We start from the raw sequence: 18064 nt of genomic DNA on the forward strand, positions 1-18064 counted from the left end.
CCTCGCTCACCATCGTCTTCCTGCTGGCCGTGGTCACCCTGCAGCCGATGGCCACCTACGCGGGGGCCGAGCAGACCATCGTCGTCCTCGTTGCGCTTCTCGTGGCCCTGATTCCGACGACCATCGGCGCGCTGCTCTCGGCGATCGGCATCGCGGGCATGGACCGACTGGTGCAGCGCAACGTGCTGGCGATGTCCGGCCGCGCCGTCGAGGCCGCGGGCGACGTCTCCACGCTGCTGCTCGACAAGACCGGCACCATCACCTTCGGCAACCGCCAGGCGGCCGAGTTCCTGCCCGTCGGGGCCGTGGACGTGAACCGGCTGGCCGACGCCGCCCAGCTCTCCTCCCTCGCGGACGAGACCCCCGAGGGCCGCTCCATCGTCGTGCTGGCGAAGGAGAAGTACGGCCTGCGCGCTCGCCACCAGGGCGAGCTCGGCCACGCCACCTGGATCGAGTTCACCGCCCAGACCCGGATGTCCGGCGTCGACGTCGAAGAGCCGACCGGCCTGCACGCCACCCGCAAGGGCGCGGCCGCGGCCGTCGCGACGTGGGTGCGCGACCACGGCGGGCAGGCGGACGACGCCCTCGACGCGGTCGTGGACCGGATCTCCAACCTCGGCGGCACGCCGCTGGTCGTCGCCGAGAAGCGCGGCAGCGAGCCGGCCGACGTGCTCGGCGTCATCTACCTGAAGGACGTGGTCAAGCACGGCATCAAGGAGCGCTTCGACGACCTGCGGGCGATGGGCATCAAGACGGTCATGATCACGGGTGACAACCCGCTGACGGCCGCCGCGATCGCCGAGGAGGCCGGCGTCGACGACTACCTCGCCGAGGCCACGCCCGAGGACAAGATGGCGTTGATCCGTCAGGAACAGGCCGGCGGCAAGCTCGTGGCGATGACCGGCGACGGCACCAACGACGCGCCCGCGCTCGCGCAGGCGGACGTCGGCGTGGCCATGAACACCGGCACCTCGGCCGCCAAGGAGGCCGGGAACATGGTGGACCTGGACTCCAACCCGACCAAGCTGATCGAGATCGTGGAGATCGGCAAGCAGTTGCTGATCACGCGCGGTGCGCTGACCACCTTCTCCATCGCCAACGACGTCGCCAAGTACTTCGCGATCATCCCGGCCATGTTCGCCAGCGTCTATCCGGGGCTCAGCCGGCTCAACATCATGCACCTGCACAGCCCGACGTCCGCGATCACCTCGGCGATCATCTTCAACGCCCTGATCATCATCGGCCTGATCCCGCTCGCCCTGCGCGGCGTGCGCTACAAGCCCTCCTCCGCCTCCGCGCTGCTCCGCCGCAACCTGGGCGTCTACGGGGTCGGCGGGCTGATCCTGCCGTTCGTCGGCATCAAGATCATCGACCTGGTCGTCCAGTTCATCCCCGGGCTCCACTGACCCGACACTGACCCACTGAGAGGCGAGCGGTCATGGCCAAACCCCTCCCGCCGCTGGTCCGGCTGCACCTGACCGGCCTGCGGCTGCTGCTGGTCTTCACGGTCGTCTGCGGCATCGCCTACCCGCTCGTCCTCACCGGCATCGGGCAGCTGATCTTCCCCGGACAGGCCAACGGCTCGCAGGTGCGGCTCAACGGCCAGGTCGTCGGCTCCAGCCTGCTCGGCCAGAACTTCGACCTGCGCAGGATCGACCCCAAGGCGCCCTCCGTCCCCGACCCGCGGTGGTTCCAGCCGCGCCCGTCTGCGGCCGGGACCGACGGCTACGACGCGACCGCCTCCGGCGCGTCCAACCTCGGCCCGAACGACGCCGGGCTGACGAGGCTCGTCAAGGCGCGCCGCCTCGCCCTCGCCGTGTTCGACGGCGTCAAGCCCTCCTCGGTGCCGCCCGACGCGCTGACTGGCAGCGGTTCCGGCCTCGACCCCGACATCTCGCCCGCCTACGCTTATGAGCAGGTGGGCCGCGTCGCGCGGAGCCGTGGGCTGCCTGTGGCCACGGTCCGAGGCCTGGTCGCCGACCACGTCGACGGGCGGGTCCTCGGCTTCCTGGGTCAGCAGCGCGTCAACGTGGTGGCCCTCAACCTGGCCCTCGCCCGCCTCGGCTGACGCCTGGACGGGACGGCCCGAGAGGGGAGACGTCCGTGACCGAGCCCCGCGTCCACGTCCGGTCCGTTCCGGGCCGCCTCAAGGTCTACCTCGGCGCGGCCCCCGGCGTCGGCAAGACCTTCCGGATGCTCGACGAGGCCCACCGCCGTGCCGCGCGCGGCACCGACGTCGTCGTGGGCCTCGTCGAGAGCCACGGCCGGCCGCGCACCGAGGAGCGCCTCGCCGGTCTGGAGGCGGTGCCGCGCCTGGAACGCGACTACCGCGGCACCCGCTTCACCGAGATGGACACCGACGCCGTCCTGGCCCGCCGCCCCGAGGTCGCCGTCGTCGACGAGCTCGCCCACACCAACATCCCCGGCGGCCGCCATGCCAAGCGCTGGCAGGACGTGGAAGACCTGCTCGCGGCCGGGATCGACGTGCTGACGACGGTGAACGTGCAGCACCTGGAGTCGCTCAACGACGTCGTCCAGAAGATCACCGGCGTGCCGCAGCGCGAGACCGTCCCGGACGAGGTCGTCCGGCGGGCCGACCAGATCGAGCTGGTCGACATGCCGCCGGAGGGACTGCGCCGGCGCATGGTCCACGGCAACGTCTACGGTCCGGAGAAGGTCGACGCGGCGCTGTCGAACTACTTCCGGGTCGGCAACCTGACCGCGCTGCGGGAGCTGGCGCTGCTGTGGGTCGCGGGCCGGGTGGACGAGGGCCTGCAGCGCTACCGCGCGGAGCACGGCATCGGCGGGGTCTGGGAGACCCGCGAGCGCGTCGTCGTCGCGCTGACGGGCGGCCCCGAGGGCGAGACGCTGATCCGCCGCGCGGCCCGGATCGCCGCCCGGTCGGCGGGCGGCGAGCTGCTCGCCGTCCACGTCGCGCGCAGCGACGGCCTGACCGACGCCTCCCCGGCGGCGCTGGCCGCGCAGCGGCAGCTGGTGGAGAGCATCGGCGGCAGCTACCACTCCGTCGTCGGCGACCACGTCCCCACCGCGCTGCTGGACTTCGCACGGGCCGAGAACGCGACGCAGCTCGTGCTCGGCACCAGTCGGCGGGGTCGGCTCACCCGCTCGCTGACCGGGATCGGCATCGGCGACACGACGGTCGCGATGTCCGGCGACATCGACGTCCACATGGTCACCCACGAGGCGGCCGGACGCGGCCGTCACTCCTCGCGGGCCAGGGCCGCGCTGCCGCCGTTGCGGCGCGTGGCCGCGCCCGTCGCGGCGCTGGTCGTGCCGGTGCTGCTCACCCTGGTGCTGGCCCAGGCCCGGCACACGCTCAACCTGACCAGCGACACTCTGCTGTTCCTCGCCGTCGTGGTCGGAATCGCCCTGCTGGGCGGCATGCTGTCCGCGCTGCTGGCGTCCGTGGCCGCCTCACTGCTGCTCAACTACTACTTCATCCCGCCGATCCACCGGTTCACCGTCGCCGAGCCCAACAACGTGCTCGCGCTCGTCGTCTTCGTCGCGGTCGCGCTGGTGGTGGCGGGCATCGTCGACCGGGCGGCCCAGCTCGCCCAGCGCGCGGCGCGGGCGACCGCCGAGGCGGAGACGCTGTCCGTGCTCACGCACGACGTGCTCGGCGGGGAGGAGACCATCCCGGCGCTGCTGACGCGGCTGCGGGAGACGTTCCAGATGGACCGCGTCGCGCTGATCACCCGTGACCAGACGGGTGCGGAGACCGTGCTGGCGACCGACACCCTGAACGGCGACGGGCGCTCCGAGCGGGAGCCGTCCCGTCCCGGCGCGGTCGACGAGGAGGTCGCCGTCACCGACGACGCCGCCCTGGTGCTGCGCGGGCGTCCGCTGCCGGCCGCCGACCGGCGCGTGCTGACGGCCTTCGCCGCGCACGTCCGCGCCGCGCTCGACCGGGACCGCCTCGCCCACGCCGCCGCCGAGGCCGCCCCCGCCCAGGAGGCCCAGCGCTCCCGTGCCGCGCTGCTCGCCGCCGTCAGCCACGACCTGCGCGAGCCGCTCGGCGCCGCGCTCGCCGCCGTCGCGGACCTGCGGGACGTCGACGGCGACGACGCGCCGCCGCCCTCGCCGCGACAGGTCGAACTCCTGGATGTGGCCGAGGAGTCGCTTGAGCGCCTGGCCCAACTCGCCGAGGACCTGTACGACCTGAGCCGCCTGAACGCAGGCGTTCTGGTGCCGCGCCCCGAACGCACCGAGGCCGCCGCGGCGTTCGCCGCGGTCCACCAGGAGTTCAACGGCAGCGGGGTTCAACTGCACGAACGCGGCCTCGCCGCGCTCCCGCCCGTGGACGCGGACCCGACCCTGCTGGAACGCGTGCTGGCCAACCTCGTCGCCGACGCGGCGGAGCACTGCCCGGACGGCACGGACGTCGTCGTCGCGGGCAGCACCCTGGGCGACCGCGTCGAACTGCGCGTCGTCGACCACGGCCCGAGCCTGCGCGCGGGCGAGGCGGGCCGCCTCTTCGAGCCCTGCGTCCCGCCCTTCGACGGCGGCCCCGAGGCCCCCGGCTCCCGCCCGGGCGTCAGCCTCCACCTCGCCCTCGCCCACGGCTTCGCCGAGGCCATGGGCGCCGCCCTGGTCCCGGAGGACACCCCGGGCGGCGGCCTGACCATGGTGCTGGAGCTGGAGGGGATCCGCTGAGGCAGAGCCCCGGCGTGCGCCCCTCAGGCCCCTCGGCGCAGCTGCGGCCGGCCCGGCGTCGGTGTGGCGGTCGGCGCCGTGGCGGCGGGTTCGCTCGTGGCGACGGGCCGACGGTGGCGCAGGCGGCGGGGGAGTTCGGACAGGAGGTCGGGCGCGGGGACCGTCAGGACCCGGCAGCCCGCGTGGGCGACGCAGTAGCGGGTCGTCGCGCCGTGGAAGACGCGGGCCAGGCCGCCCCGGGGGCCTGCGCCCAGGACGAGCAGGTCGTCCGCGCTCTCGGCGGCGGCCACCAGAGCCGGGCCCGCGGCGCCGCGCAGCGAGACCATTCCCAGGCCCGGGAGGTCGGGGACGCCGCCGAAGGCCTCGTCGAAGGCGTTGCCCAGGCGCCACTGGGCCTCGTCCTCCCACATGCGCAGCAGCTCCGGGCAGGGGGCGCGCCGGTAGGCGATCTCGCCGCCCGCCGGGGTCCAGGCCACCACGGCCAGGAGGCCCGCGTCCCTGTGCCGCGCCTCGGTGGCGGCGACGCGGAGGGCTTGGAGGCTGCTCGGGGTCCCACTCACACCGACGACGACGCGACCGGGCTGCGACATGACGGACGACCTTCTTGAATCAGGGGGAGGGCAGAGGGCGGCGGTGGCCAGGGCGCCCTGGCCACCGCCGCGACCCATTCCACCCCCGCCCGCGGCCCCCGTCCCGCCGCCTTGACGATCTCCGTATGCGGGGAGGCGGAGCCTTGACGCGCGCTTATGCACGCAGTTGCGCCCCCCCGGCACTCGATGTCAGCCACTGACCTCGCCTATCATCAAGTGCATGGGTAGATGGGAGCCGAACGGACGCGGCAGACTGGCGCAGGCAGCACTGGATCTGTACGTCGAGCGCGGCTTCGACCAGACCACCGTCGCGGAGATCGCCGAGCGCGCGGGCCTGACCGAGCGCACCTTCTTCCGCCACTACGCCGACAAGCGCGAGGTGCTCTTCGACGGCTCGGCGGCGCTGCAGCAGCTCATGGTGGACGCGGCCGCCGCCGCGCCGGAGTCCGCCTCGCCGCTGGAGGCGACGGCGGCCGCGCTGGACGCGGTGGCGGAGATGTTCGACGAGCGACGCGACTTCGCCCGCCGCCGGCACTCGGTGATCTCGGTCAACCCGGAGCTGCAGGAGCGCGAGCTGATCAAGCTGGCGCGGCTGACCGAGGCCATCGCCGCGACCCTGCGCGAGCGCGGCGTCGGCGAGCCCGCCGCGAGCCTGACCGCGCAGGCCGGCATCGGCGTCTTCCACGTCTCCTTCCAGCGCTGGGTCGCTCCGGGCGAGACGCGCAAGCTCGAGGAGCTGATGCGCGAGGGCGTGGACGAGCTCCGAGCCGTCATGCGGTGAGTGCCGGGCGCGGCGTGCACGCCGCGCCCGGCACTCGGAGAGGTCAGCTCACCGTGAACGACGTCCCGGTCGTGGCGTCGCCCGCCAGCAGCGTGTAGCGGCCGGGCTCGACGACCTGCCCGCCCTCGCCGTCCACGTCGCCCTCGGTGTGGGCGAGCAGCGACAGCGGGACGGTGATCCGCACGGTGGTGTGCGCGCCCGCGTCCAGGTGCACGCGGGCGAACCCGACCAGCCACTTGGCCGGTGTCAGCACCTGGCTGACGGGCTGGGAGACGTACAGCGGCACCACCGCGTCACCCGCCGTCGAGCCGGTGTCGGCGACCGGCACGCTGACCGTCAGCGAGCCGTGCGTGCCGACGCTCGTGCGGTCGGGCGTGGGAGCGCCGATCTGGTAGCTGGTGTAGGACAGGCCCGCGCCGAAGGCGAACAGGGGGCTGTAGCCGGAGTCCGTGCCGCTGTTGGTGCCGGGCAGCTGGGTGTAGAACTCGGGCTCGTTGCCGATCGCCTTGGGCCAGGAGACGGGCAGCCGCCCGCTCGGGTTCGCCTTGCCGTAGAGCAGGTCGGCGACGGCGTGGCCGCCCTCCGTGCCCGGCAGCCAGGCCATCAGCAGCCCGGCGGTGTTCGCCGCGCTGCCCAGCACCAGCGGCCGGTCGGCGATGACGACGACCACGACGGGCTTGCCCGTCGCCTGCAGGGCCGCCACCTCCGCCTGCTGGTCGGCCGCCAGCTCCGGGTCCGGGTGGTCGTTCGGGCCCTCCGCGCCAGGGGTGTCCCCGACGACGACCACGGCCGCGTCCGCGTTCTTCAGGGCCCCGACCGCGGCGGTCGCGTCCGACTGGTAGTCGATCGAGGTGCCGGCCGGGGCCTCCTCGCGCAGACCGGCGAGCACCGTCGTCCCGCCGACGTTCGTGCCGCTGGGCACGCCCTGCCAGCCGATGGTCCAGCCGCCCATCTGGTTGTCGATGTCGTCGGCGCTCGGCCCGGTCACCACGATCCTGTGCACGTCCGAGCCGAACGGCAGCACGTCGCCCTGGTTGCGCAGCAGCACCGAGGACTCGGTGGCGGCCTGCCGCGCGAGCGGCAGGTCCGCGCCGTCGACGATCGCGTCCGCCTTCGAGGGGTCCACGTAGGGGTGCTCGAACAGGCCGAGGCGGAACTTCATCGTCAGGATCCGGGAGACGGCCTGGTCGATGCGCCGCGGCGAGATGAGCCCGCGCTGGACCGCCGTGAGCGTCGAGGCGGTGAAGTCGGCGGCGTTGGTGGGTTCCATCGCCATGTCGACCCCGGCGTTGACGGCCTTGGCGATCGCCTCCGGGTAGTCGGCGGCGATGTGATAGGCCGTCTGCAGGTTGCGGACGTCGCCCCAGTCGCTGACCACCACCCCGTCGAAGTGGTACTGGTCGCGCAGCACGGTGGTCAGCAGGTAGTGGGAGGCGGTGACCGGGACGCCGTTGACCGCGCCGGAGTCGGCCATGACGCTGAGCGCGCCCGCCCCGATCGCCTGCTTGTAGGCGGGCAGGATGGTGTCCTGGAGGTAGCGCGGCGAGTAGTCGGCGGGCACCCGGTCGTGGCCGTTGAGCGGCTGCGAGTAGCCGGCGAAGTGCTTGACGGTGGCGGCGATCCTGGTGCCGCTGGAGGCGTCCTGAAGGCCCTTCACCGCGGAGGCGGCCATCGTGCCGGTGAGCAGCGGGTCCTCGGAGAAGGTCTCGTAGTAGCGGCCCCAGCGCTGGTCCCGGGCGATCTCGGCGACCGGTCCGAATGCCCAGTTGACGCCGGTGGCCGCCACGGCGCGCTGCGTCGACTGCTCGACGCTCTGCTCCAGCGCCGGGTCCCAGGTGGCGCCCATCCCGATCTGCTGCGGGAACATCGTCGCGCCGAGCACGTTGTTGTGCCCGTGCACGGCGTCGATGCCGTAGAGGATCGGGATGTGCAGACGCGAGTCGGTGATCGCGTAGCGCTGGATCGTGTTGGTCATGTTCGCCCAGTCCTCGGGCGTGTTGACCGCGGGCGGCATGCCGCCGCCGGAGAGGATCGATCCGGCGGCGTTGTCGACCAGCACGCTGTGCAGGCAGGCGTCGTTCAGCGCGCCGCCGCTCCAGTTGCACGTGCCCTGGACGGTGACCAGGGCCTCCTGGTCCATCTGGCCGACCTTCTCCCGCAGCGTCATCCGGTGCAGCAGGTCGGCGACGCGGTCGGGGATCGGGGCCTTGGCGTCGAGGTAGAGGGGGGTGCGCGAGGCGGCCGGTGCGGGCGCCGCGCCGATGCCGGTAAGGGCGCCGCCGAGCAGGGCGAGGCCGGTCAGGGTTGCGAGGTGACGACGTGCTGGGCGCACGGGCACTTCCAATCCGTGGGAGGGACGGTGGACGTCACGACACGAACTGGGAGCCGATTGAACAGGCGCTGGGAAGGTGCGTCAATCTCTTGAACAGAGAGCGCTCTCAAGCGTTGCTTGTGAGCTGCGCATTCCCGTGTCCGTTTATATGTTGAACGGTGGCCGTCGGGTTCTCGGGCGGTCTCGACAGGGGAGGCTCACACGTAGCTCCGGACATGTCACGGTCCAGGGAAGGCGGCCATGCGACGAAGCGTGCGGCGAATCAGGACGGGCGGCGTGGGCGGGGTCATTGCCGCGCTGGCGGCGGCCCTGGCGGTTCCGGCGGCGTTCACGGTGTCCACGGACCCGACGGCGCGCGTGGCTCCCGCCGCGAGCCACGCGGTCCCGGTGGCGGCCTTCGCGCGGCCGTCGGCGGCGCCCGCCAAGGGGGCGAACGCCGCGCAGTCGCTCCAGGTGGGCTCGGTGCGCCTGACGGCCTGCGAGGCCAACCCCACCGGCTGGTGCGGCAAGGTCGCCGAACCCCTGGACCGCGGCGACCCGGCCGGGGCGACGATCAACGTCGGCTTCGAGTGGTACCCGGCCACCGGGACGGCGCAGGGCACCGCCGTCGCCGTCGACGGCGGCCCCGGCTGGGGCTCCACCTCCTCCCGCGCCGGCTACCTCGGCCTGCTCGGCCCGCTGCGCGCCCGCCGCAACCTGCTCGTCTTCGACCTGCGCGGCACCGGCCGCTCCCAGCCGATCACCTGCTCCGGCCTGCAGAACTTTCACCGGTCCACGGACACCGACGCCTTCCGCCAGGCCGTCGCCGGCTGCGGGGACCAGCTGAACCACACCTGGAAGCGCTCCGACGGCGGCTGGGCCCACGCCTCCGACCTCTTCGGCACCGCGAACGCCGCGCGCGACCTCGCCGACGTGCTGCAGCGGCTGCAACAGCCCCCGGTCGACCTGTACGGCGACTCCTACGGCACCTGGTTCGCGCAGACCTACGCCTCGCGCTACCCGCAGACCCTGCGTTCGGTCACCCTGGACGCCTCCTACGAGGTGCTGGGCCTGGACCCCTGGTACCCCAGCACCATGGCCACCGCCAAGACGGCGTTCGGGCTCGTCTGCTCGCGGTCGGCCGCCTGTGCGGCGAACGCGCCGCGGGACCCCTGGAGTGCGATCACCCAGCTGGCCGCCCGGCTGCGCACGGCCCCGATCTCCGGGACCACCACCGACCTGAGCGGACACTCTGTCACCGAGACCGTCACCACCGCCACGCTCGTCGACCTCGTCGCCAACGCGGGCTTCGACCGGGCGGTCTACAAGAGCCTCGGTGCGGCCGCCGACGCCGTGCTCGACCAGGACGACTCCGTGCCGCTGCTGCGCCTGGCGGCGCAGTCCGTCGGCTACGACAACACCATGCCCGCGCCGCCCTCGTACTCCGACGGGCTCTACTTCGCCGTCGCCTGCACCGACTACCCGCAGCTCTTCGACATGAGCGCCACGCCCGCGCGGCGCGCCCAGCAGCTCCAGCAGGCCGAGGCGGGCGAACCGGCGGACGCTTTCGCGCCGTTCACGGCGGCCGAGTGGGCCGGGGTCAACGCCTACACCGACTCCTTCACCGGCTGCCTGGGCTGGCCGGCCCCCGCGCACAGCGACCCGCCGATCACCGCGACGCCGCCGCTGGTGCCCGCGAACCTGCCGGTCCTCGTCCTCGGCGGCGACCTCGACTCGCTGACCCCCGCTGGCGGCGGCCAGCGCGTGGCGCAGCAGGCGGGCCCCTCCGCGCGCTTCGTCGGCGTCCCCAACCTGACCCACATCACGGCCATGGCCGACCCGGCCTGGCCCGGCCCTGAGGCGTGCGGCCAGAGCCTCTACCGGCAGTTCACCGCCGATCCGGGCGCGCTCGCCACCCTCGACACGAGCTGCACCGCGAGCACGCCGCCGATCCCGACCCTGCCCGCCTACCCCGAGCAGCTCTCCGACATCGTCCCCGCCACCGCGCAGCCCGGCGACCAGGCCGATCCGGCCGCGCTGCGCGCCGCGGCGGCGGGCGTCGCCACCGTCGACGACGCCGTCGGCCGCTACGGCTACCTCGACGGCGACAAGGACTCGGGCCTGCGCGGCGGAAGTTGGTCCGCGTCGGGGAACACCAAGGTCACCGTCGCCTTCTCCGCGGCCCGCTGGGTCCCGGACGCGAGCACCAGCGGCACCGCGGTGTGGGACCGGTCCGACGGCTCCGTCACCGCCAAGCTGACCGTCCGTCCGGACCAGGGCCCCGACGTCACCGTCGACGCGAGCTGGAACACCTTCGCCGCCACCCCGACCGTCACCCTCACCGGCTCGGTCTCCGGCGCGCCCCTCCGGGCCACCATGTCGACACCCTGACCACCCGGCCCAGGGTCGCGGCATGACCGTGCACCGTGCACCGGATGCCCGCCGCCGAGGTCGACGTCTCCGTCGGGCTGGTGCGCCACCTGGTGCGCGCGGGTCTTCCTCACGCAGTCGGCGGACAACCCGCTGATGGCGGCGTCGGCGAGCGGGCGTTCCGCGCGCCGCCCGCGGCGTGACGCGGTGGCGTGATGCGGTGTCACGCTGCGGGACGACGCTGACGAGTCACGGTCAGATGTGGTTCAGTTGCCTCGGCAGTCGAAGCGCGGAGGTTGGCCTGTGGAGCGTCCTGAGTCAGGGGACTGGATGAACCCGTCCGAGCACGACGCGGTGCGCGCGGTCGACCTGCGCATCGACGTCGCCCACGCGGCGCGCGTCTACGACTACATGCTGGGCGGCAAGACCAACTTCGCCGCCGACCGGGCCGCGGGTGACAAGATCATCGCCGAGTGGCCCGGCTCGCGCGCCGCCGCGACGGCGGCCCGCGCCGTGATGCACCGGATGGTCCGGCGGGTGGCCGCCGTGCACGGGATCCGGCAGTTCCTCGACATCGGGACCGGCATCCCCACCGCGCCCAACCTCCACGAGATCGCCCAGGGCGTCGACCCGGCCAGCCGGATCGTCTACGTCGACAACGACCCGATCGTGCTGGCCCACGCCCGCGCCCTGCTGGCGGGCACACCGGAGGGCCGGACCGCGTACATCGACGGCGACCTGCGCGAGCCCGGCAAGATCCTGGCCGAGCCGGTCCTGCGTCAGACCCTGGACCTGAACCGGCCGGTGGCGCTGACGCTGATCAACCTGGTGCACTTCCTCTCCGACGAGGCCGCGCTCCCGCTCGTCGCCGAGCTGGTCGACGCGCTGCCCTCGGGCAGCTACCTGGCTCTGACCGCGGGCACCGCCGACTCCTCGCCCGCGCGCGCCGAGATCGCCTCGCGGCGCTACCGCGAGGCGGGGATAGAGAACCACCTGCGCACCCGCGCCCAGGTCGAGCGCTTCTTCGCCGGCCTGGAGCTGGACGACCCGGGCGTCATGCTGATCAACCACTGGCACCCGGACCCTGACGACGGCCCGATCCCGCCGGACGACGAGGTCATGGCCTACGCGGGCCTCGCCCGCAAGCCGTAACGCCCCGTCCGAAGCCGCCGAAGCCGGGCCCGCGGTCCCAGCCCAGGGCTCGACGGCCGGTCAGGCCAGGGGCGGCCGGGCGGGGAACTTCTGCCGGCCCCGCGTGCGGTCCAGTTCCTCGTCCAGGGCCATGGCCGCCTCGACCAGGGAGAGGTGGGTGAAGGCCTGCGGGAAGTTGCCCAACTGCTCGCCGGTGGGGCCGATCTCCTCGGCGAAGAGGCCGACGTGGTTCGCGTAGGTGAGCATCTTCTCGAAGGCGTAGCGCGCGATCTCGACCCGACCCGCGCGGGCGAGGGCGTGCACGTACAGGAAGCTGCACAGTGAGAACGTGCCCTCGCTGCCGCGCAGCCCGTCGGGGGAGGCCTCGGGGTTGTAGCGGTAGACGAGGCTGTCGGAGACCAGCTCCTCGCCCATCGCGTCCAGCGTGGCGAGCCACCGGCGGTCGCGGGGGCCGATGAAGCCCGTCAGCGGCATCCACAGCAGTGAGGCGTCCAGCACCTCGTCCCCGTAGGACTGCACGAAGGCCTGCCGCTTCTCGTTCCACCCCTTGTCCATCACCTGCCGCAGGATGTCGTCGCGCACGGCGGTCCAGCGGGCCAGGTTCGCCGGTCGGCCGAGGTGCTGCGCGGCCCGGATGGCGCGGTCGAAGGCGACCCAGCACATCAGGCGGCTGTAGGTGAAGTCGCGGCGGCCGCCGCGCGTCTCCCAGATGCCCTCGTCGGCGCGGTCCCAGTTGTCGCAGAGCCAGTCCAGCAGCTCGGCGACCTTCAACCAGCCGTCGTAGCCGGCCTCGTCGGCGACGTGCATCGTCTGGGTCAGGCCGTAGACGGCCTCGCCGTAGATGTCGAGCTGCAGTTGGTCGGCCGCGCCGTTGCCGATGCGGACGGGCGCGGAGCCGCGGTACCCCTCGAAGTGGTCCAGCGTCTCTTCGACCAGGTGCGGGTTCCCGTCGATCCGGTACATGATCTGCAGCGGCTCACCGGTGGCGGTCCGGCCGTCCTGCATCCGCAGCCCGAGCCAGGCGCGGAAGGCGTCGGCCTCCTCGCTGTAGCCGAGCCGGACGAGCGCGCCGACGGAGAGCGAGGCGTCGCGCACCCAGGTGAAGCGGTAGTCCCAGTTGCGCTCGCCGCCCACCTGCTCGGGCAGGCCGGCGGTCGCGGCGGCGAGGAACGCGCCGGTCGGCGCGTAGCTGAGCAGCTTCAGGGTGATCGCGGAGCGGTTGACCACCTGCTGCCAGCGGCCCTTGTAGCGGCAGCGGCTGATCCAGTCGTGCCAGAAGCGGATGGTGTCGTAGAACAGCTCGCGGCCCTCGGCCTCGCCGATCGGGTCCGGTACCGGGTCGCCCGGTGCGCCGGTGGTCAGCAGGACGGCGGCGAGCTCGCCGTGGCGCAGGGTGAACCGGGTGACCACGTCGCGGTCGTCGAGCTCGAGGCTGACCGGCCCGAACGGCTGCAGGTGGGCGGTCCCGGCCTCGGAGCGGAAGGTGACCCCGTTCGGCCCGGCGACGGCCTCGTGGTCGGCGCGGCCGTAGTCGAAGCGCGGCCTGCACTCCAGCCGGAAGCGAACACGCCCGCGCACGACCCGCACGGCACGGAAGACGCGGCGCCGGTCGTGCGCGGTCGTCGGGTCGTCGAGCGGCATGAAGTCGACGACCTCCCCGATCCCGTCCACGGTGAGGAAGCGCGTGACGACGACGGCGGTGTCGGGGAGGTAGAGCTGGCGGATGGTGACGTCCGCCGGATCGTCGACGTCCGCGGTGATGGCGAAATGACCGCCCTTGTCGGCGTCGAGCAGGGACGCGAAGAGGCTCGGCGAGTCGAAGCGCGGGGCGCAGAACCAGTCGATCACGCCCTCGGACGAGACCATCGCGGCGGTCTGGAGATCACCGATGAGTCCGTGGTCGGCGATCGGCGGGTAGCGGCGCATGACGGAACCTCCGGCGGCGGAGCGGGCGAGGCGGAGTGTGCTCCCGCACCAGCCTGGCCGGATCCCCCCTCGTCCGCGTGCCGCGCTGGGCTGAACGGATGAGGCGCGCGAGGCGGAGGTCGAGGTCCGAGCAGCGGTCGGCCCCGGTGCGTCGGGGGGTCGCACCGGGGCTCACTGGCCGCTCAAAACCAGTCCCAGCACCATATAGCCGCAGGTCAGGAAGGGGGAAGAGGTCGGCGTGCACCCCTGCGAGTGGTTTCCACCCCGTGTGGTCGTCCGGTCACGCCCGGCGTCGCGCCGCAGGTCAGGTCCGGCTCTGCGACGCCACGATGCGGGTCGCCGCGTGGATCGCCGCAACGTACGGTTCGTCCTCGTCCTGGACGGCCCGGGACAGCTCGCGGAACGGGACGAGGGCCGGGTGCTCCGGGTTCAGGGTCTGCTGCCAGGCGGCCCAGGCGTCATGGACGTCCGAAGCGGTCACCTGCTCGCCCTTGGCGCGCATGAGCACCGCGTAGAGCAGGAACAGCGCGTCCGCGTCGGACGGCGGCTGTGCGTGGGAAGGGAGGTTGCCTCTGATGAGCGCCGCGTCGTCGCTGAGATACGTCACCCCAGCATCCTTCCGAGGAGCAGCAGGGCGTGCAAGGCTGCGAAGATCCACGGGATGGTCCGTTCGCTGGCGCCCAACTCCGTGTAGTGGTGGCCCTTGAGGTACGGCGGCTCGGCCGCCTCGGCGGCGGGCCCGGACGCGGCCGGCGTCGGCTTCAGCAGGGCCCACTCGTCGGAGAAGATCCGGATCGGGAGCTGCGTCTCGACCTGGTTGATGACCTGGAACTTGGCCGCGTTGAGGTCGCGGTAGCTGCGGAGCTGGAGCCACCAGGCGGCCGAGATCGCGAACCCGGCGAGGGTGATCACGGGGGCGAGCCACCCGGGTTCGCTGCGCACGCTCGCCAGGGTGATGCCGATCGCGCCGAGGAAGGCGGTCTGGATCGAGAGGAAGAACGCGTTGGCGACCGAGCGCCGAGCCGAGACGCGGTCGGCCATCTCCACCGCGAGCTTGTACAGCTCGACCATGACGATGACCGACTCGTCGAGCCCGTGGGCCGCCGGCTCCGTGCTGAACGTCCTGCCCTGCTGGGGAATCGCCATCGGCACAGACCTCTGTCGTTCACTCGGGAAGTTCGGTCACGCCCGGGAGCGGCTGCGGGGCGGCGAGGCCGTCCAGCTGCGCCATCACCGGCTGCAGGGCGTGGTGGACCAGCCGCTGCAGCGGGCGCGGTCCCGGCAGGCGCCGCGTCGGCGGGGTGAAGCGGGTGAAGGTGGCCGTCCAGTCCGGCGCGAACACGATCACGCCCTTGAGGACGAGCTCCCAGCGGGGGCGGCCCGCCCGTCCGAGCCCGGGGAGCCCCGGGTAGTCCGGCAGCAGGGGCAGCGGCGGCCACGGCCGGTCCGGCTGCTGCGGTTCGCTGATCAGGCGCCGCTTGTACTCCGCGGCGACGGCCTTGCGGAAGCGGTCGTAGGTCTCCGCGTCGCTGTATATCAGCAGCACCAGCCGGGTGGGGTCCAGCAGCCGGACCGCCTCGGTGAACTCCCACACCGTTCCGACGCCGGGGCCGGCCGCCATCAGCACGACGTGGGCCCCGGCGATCAAGGTGCTGACCGGCCCCTGCCAGTCGTCGCGGGGCAGTCGGCCGCGAACCTCGCCCACCGGGGGCGGACGCTCTCCCGGCCGTCCGACCGCCACCACGCGCCCGAACCGGGAGAAGCGCCGCACCAGGGCCTCCGCCAGGGTCACGTCGTTGGTGAAGGGGCGCAGGTAGAGCACGTAGCGGTGGTCGGGGAGCGGGTCGAACGAGTCGATCACGTCCGCGCACCGCTGCCCGCTGCGCACGGCCAGCCGGCGGCCGGTGTGCCATAAGGACTTTCGCGCCAAAACCAAGTCCGTCCCCGTGTCGCCCGGTGGAGTGGCCATGACCCACCGTAGCCGAACAAGCCGTCATGTACATGCCCTTCGGCCATGCGGATGGCCGGGAAGCACCGGTTCGCACCCGGTGCGCGGCTAGGGCTCCTCGGGCTTGCCGGGTTGGTCCTCCGCCTTCTCGGCGCCCTTGGCCTGCCGGGTTCCGGTGTCCTCGGCCTGCTCGGCGCCCTTGGCCTGCCGGGTTCCGGTGTCCTCGGCCTGCTCGGCGCCCTTGGCCTGCCGGGTTCCGGTGTCCTCGGCCTGCTCGGCCTGCTTGGCGCCCGCGGCGGCCTCGGGTTCCGCCGAGCCGGGTTCCAGCGAGGGGGGCGGGTCGGCGGGTTGGCCGGAGGCGAGTTCGGCCTTCATGGCCGCGAGTTCGGCCTCGACGCCGTCACCGGCGGTGAGCGCGTCCAACTGCTCGCGCAGGTCGTCGTGGGCGGCGGTGGAGCTGGGGTCCTCCAGGGCCCCGGAGGCCATCAGTTCGTCCAGCGCCCCGGCCCGCGCCTGCAGTTCCTCAGTCCGGTCCTGGGCGCGCTGGATCGCGGAGCCGATGTCGCCCATCTGCCCCGAGATGCCCGTCGCGGCCTCGTTGATCTTCGTCTGCGCCTCGGCCGCCGTGTAGGTGGCCTTGACGGTCTCCTTGCGGGTGCGGAAGTCCTCGACCTTGGCCTCCAACTGCTGGGAGGCCACGGTGAGCTTCTCCTCCTGCTCCTGCAGCGTCGCCAGCTGCGTCTGCAGCTCCTGGTCCTGCTCCAGGACGGCGCTGCGGCGGCCCAGCGCCTCCCTGGCCAGGTCCTCGCGCCCGCCCGCGAGCGCCTGCTGGGCCTGCGACTGGAGCGTCTCGGCCGACCGGCCGAGCTGCTTGCGCTGCAGCTCGATGCGCTTGCGGCTGGTGGCCACGTCCGCCAGCCCGCGCTTCACCTGCTGGAGCAGGCCCAACTGCCGCTGGTAGGCGTAGTCCAGGACCTCTCTTGGATCCTCGGCGCGGTCCAGGGCCTTGTTCGCCTTCATCCTGAAGACGTCCGTGAAGCGGCGGCCGACGCCCATGCGGCTCACATCCTTCCCTGTGCGGCTCTTCGGAGGCGCGGCGAGGTCCGGCTCGCGCCCGCGGGCGGCGGAGCGCCCGGGGGGAGGCGTCCGCGCCAGAAGGGCCTGGGGCCGTCCTGCGGATCAGGCCCTACGTGCTTCCTGCCCGGTCCGCGCGCCGATACGCCCTGCTTCACCCGGCCTGGTGCAGCAGGGCGTCGGCCGCGACGAGCCCGGCCGCGGCCGCGAAGGACGCGGCCGCGAAGGACGCGGCCACGACGCGGATCTTCAGCTGTCGGTACCGGGCGCCGTACTCCTGCTGGAGTTCGCGCACCCGGTGCGCGACGCGGTCGAGGAAGGCCCGGGAGGTCGCGAGCCGCTCCTCCCGGTAGAGGCGGATGACGTCGTCGCGCTGCCCGCTCGTGAGCCAGGGCAGCCGGTCGGCGAAGAGCTCGGCGTCCTGCTGGGCCCGGGCGGTCTCCGCCTGCCAGTAGAGGTAGCCCTCCAGCATCCGCAGGCCTGCGGCGCTGTCGGGAGTGCGGTCCGGGGCTTGGAGTTCGTCGTCGGCGGCCACGGTCCCGGGCTCCCGCTATTCCTCGCCCGCCGACCTGCGCCGCGCCTCGCGTTCGGCGGCGGCGGTGAGGTGGGCCGGCACCTCGCCGACGTTCTCCATGTAGTCGCGCGCCGCGATCGCGGGGTGGTGCAGCTCGAAGGCGGGCGATTCGGAGCGGATGCGCGGCAGGGTGAGGAAGTTGTGCCGCGGCGGCGGGCTCGAGGTCGCCCACTCCAGGGACCGGCCGTAGCCCCAGGGATCCTCCTCGGTGACGATCTGGCCGTACTTGCCGGTCCGCCAGACGTTGTAGAGGAACGGCAGCATCGACGCACCCAGCAGGAAGGAACCGCAGGAGGAGACGACGTTGAGCGTGGTGAAGCCGTCGCTGGGCAGGTAGGTGGCGTAGCGGCGCGGCATGCCCTCGGCGCCCAGCCAGTGCTGCACCAGGAAGGTGGCCTGGAAGCCGATGAACAGCATCCAGAACTGGATCTTGCCGAGGCGCTCGTCCAGCATCTTCCCGGTCCACTTGGGCCACCAGAAGAAGAACCCGGCGAACATCGCGAACACGACGGTGCCGAAGACCACGTAGTGGAAGTGGGCGACGACGAAGTACGAGTCCGAGACGTGGAAGTCGAGCGGCGGCGAGGCCAGGATGACGCCGGTGAGGCCGCCGAAGACGAAGGTCACCAGGAAGCCGACGCACCACAGCATCGGGGTCTCGAAA

15 protein-coding genes and 1 pseudogene are annotated in these 18064 nt (G+C 72.9%); 7 read left to right on the forward strand and 9 right to left on the reverse strand.

All coding sequences use genetic code 11. The annotated features are described in order from the left end of the window. From kdpB to TR48_RS02445, 3 genes are all read left to right on the forward strand, one after another. Window positions 1–1406: potassium-transporting ATPase subunit KdpB (gene kdpB, locus TR48_RS02435; protein WP_042364105.1), on the forward strand; the 1406-nt coding region annotated here is incomplete at its 5' end. Window positions 1407–1438: 32 nt separating this feature from the next. Further along, window positions 1439–2068, forward strand: a complete 630-nt coding sequence (gene kdpC / locus TR48_RS02440; RefSeq protein WP_042364106.1) for a potassium-transporting ATPase subunit KdpC — start codon at window positions 1439–1441, stop codon at window positions 2066–2068. Window positions 2069–2103: 35 nt separating this feature from the next. Next, a complete protein-coding gene (locus tag TR48_RS02445; RefSeq protein WP_042364107.1) occupies window positions 2104–4674 on the forward strand; it encodes a sensor histidine kinase in 2571 nt (856 codons plus the stop codon). Window positions 4675–4697: 23 nt separating this feature from the next. Here TR48_RS02445 and TR48_RS02450 read toward each other — a convergent pair whose 3' ends face one another. Continuing rightward, window positions 4698–5264 carry a universal stress protein gene (locus tag TR48_RS02450; RefSeq protein ID WP_063770881.1) on the reverse strand — a complete coding sequence of 189 codons (567 nt, stop codon included), beginning with the start codon at window positions 5262–5264 and terminating at the stop codon, window positions 4698–4700. Between the two features lie 220 nt (window positions 5265–5484). On the opposite strand from TR48_RS02450, the gene TR48_RS02455 reads away from it, so the two are divergent. Continuing rightward, window positions 5485–6045 carry a TetR family transcriptional regulator gene (locus TR48_RS02455; protein WP_042364108.1) on the forward strand — a complete coding sequence of 187 codons (561 nt, stop codon included), beginning with the start codon at window positions 5485–5487 and terminating at the stop codon, window positions 6043–6045. 43 nt (window positions 6046–6088) lie between these two features. Here the strand turns inward: TR48_RS02455 and TR48_RS02460 are convergent, their stop codons facing one another. Then, the gene (locus TR48_RS02460; protein ID WP_052442364.1) at window positions 6089–8377 is read right to left on the reverse strand and encodes a beta-glucosidase; all 2289 of its coding nucleotides are present in this window, start codon (window positions 8375–8377) and stop codon (window positions 6089–6091) included. Window positions 8378–8653: 276 nt separating this feature from the next. Here TR48_RS02460 and TR48_RS02465 point away from each other — a divergent pair, with 276 nt between their 5' ends. The 3 genes from TR48_RS02465 to TR48_RS02470 all read left to right on the forward strand — a co-directional run bounded on the left by TR48_RS02465 (window position 8654) and on the right by TR48_RS02470 (window position 11878). Then, window positions 8654–10747, forward strand: coding sequence for an alpha/beta hydrolase (locus tag TR48_RS02465; RefSeq protein WP_042364109.1), 2094 nt, complete (start codon window positions 8654–8656; stop codon window positions 10745–10747). A gap of 44 nt (window positions 10748–10791) precedes the next feature. Then, entirely contained in the window at window positions 10792–10929 is a 138-nt protein-coding gene (locus TR48_RS42880) for a hypothetical protein (protein WP_161789765.1), read from the forward strand. A 127-nt stretch (window positions 10930–11056) separates the two neighbouring features. Beyond that, a complete protein-coding gene (locus tag TR48_RS02470) occupies window positions 11057–11878 on the forward strand; it encodes an SAM-dependent methyltransferase (RefSeq protein WP_042364110.1) in 822 nt (273 codons plus the stop codon). 60 nt (window positions 11879–11938) lie between these two features. Here the strand turns inward: TR48_RS02470 and TR48_RS02475 are convergent, their stop codons facing one another. The 7 genes and pseudogenes from TR48_RS02475 to TR48_RS02505 form a co-directional block, all read right to left on the reverse strand. Next, window positions 11939–13804 (reverse strand): glycoside hydrolase family 15 protein, encoded by a 1866-nt coding sequence (locus TR48_RS02475; protein WP_042364111.1) that lies wholly within the window; start codon window positions 13802–13804, stop codon window positions 11939–11941. 304 nt (window positions 13805–14108) lie between these two features. Continuing rightward, entirely contained in the window at window positions 14109–14411 is a 303-nt protein-coding gene (locus TR48_RS02480) for a DUF7701 domain-containing protein (RefSeq protein ID WP_042364112.1), read from the reverse strand. Continuing rightward, window positions 14408–14950, reverse strand: coding sequence for a RipA family octameric membrane protein (locus tag TR48_RS02485; RefSeq protein ID WP_084728718.1), 543 nt, complete (start codon window positions 14948–14950; stop codon window positions 14408–14410). Before TR48_RS02485 ends, TR48_RS02480 begins: the two co-directional genes overlap by 4 nt. A gap of 19 nt (window positions 14951–14969) precedes the next feature. Further along, window positions 14970–15773 carry a hypothetical protein gene (locus tag TR48_RS02490; protein ID WP_236651975.1) on the reverse strand — a complete coding sequence of 268 codons (804 nt, stop codon included), beginning with the start codon at window positions 15771–15773 and terminating at the stop codon, window positions 14970–14972. Between the two features lie 246 nt (window positions 15774–16019). Further along, window positions 16020–16808: pseudogene (locus TR48_RS02495) on the reverse strand (PspA/IM30 family protein); the annotation flags it as partial. A gap of 172 nt (window positions 16809–16980) precedes the next feature. Beyond that, entirely contained in the window at window positions 16981–17361 is a 381-nt protein-coding gene (locus TR48_RS39630) for a hypothetical protein (RefSeq protein WP_042364113.1), read from the reverse strand. A 15-nt stretch (window positions 17362–17376) separates the two neighbouring features. Beyond that, window positions 17377–18064: cytochrome c oxidase subunit I (locus TR48_RS02505; protein WP_042364114.1), on the reverse strand; the 688-nt coding region annotated here is incomplete at its 5' end.

Origin of the sequence: Streptacidiphilus neutrinimicus, assembly GCF_000787815.1 — a bacterium.
GTDB lineage: Bacteria > Actinomycetota > Actinomycetes > Streptomycetales > Streptomycetaceae > Streptacidiphilus > Streptacidiphilus neutrinimicus.

Bases quoted from the DNA above. Each gene is read 5' to 3' on its own strand.
- TR48_RS42880 (WP_161789765.1), top strand. From the start codon at position 10,792: ATGCCCGCCGCCGAGGTCGACGTCTCCGTCGGGCTGGTGCGCCACCTG.
- kdpC (WP_042364106.1), top strand. From the start codon at position 1,439: ATGGCCAAACCCCTCCCGCCGCTGGTCCGGCTGCACCTGACCGGCCTG.
- TR48_RS02470 (WP_042364110.1), top strand. From the start codon at position 11,057: ATGAACCCGTCCGAGCACGACGCGGTGCGCGCGGTCGACCTGCGCATC.
- TR48_RS02475 (WP_042364111.1), bottom strand. From the start codon at position 13,804: ATGCGCCGCTACCCGCCGATCGCCGACCACGGACTCATCGGTGATCTC.
- TR48_RS02485 (WP_084728718.1), bottom strand. From the start codon at position 14,950: ATGGCGATTCCCCAGCAGGGCAGGACGTTCAGCACGGAGCCGGCGGCC.
- TR48_RS02450 (WP_063770881.1), bottom strand. From the start codon at position 5,264: ATGTCGCAGCCCGGTCGCGTCGTCGTCGGTGTGAGTGGGACCCCGAGC.
- TR48_RS02490 (WP_236651975.1), bottom strand. From the start codon at position 15,773: ATGGCCACTCCACCGGGCGACACGGGGACGGACTTGGTTTTGGCGCGA.
- TR48_RS02455 (WP_042364108.1), top strand. From the start codon at position 5,485: ATGGGTAGATGGGAGCCGAACGGACGCGGCAGACTGGCGCAGGCAGCA.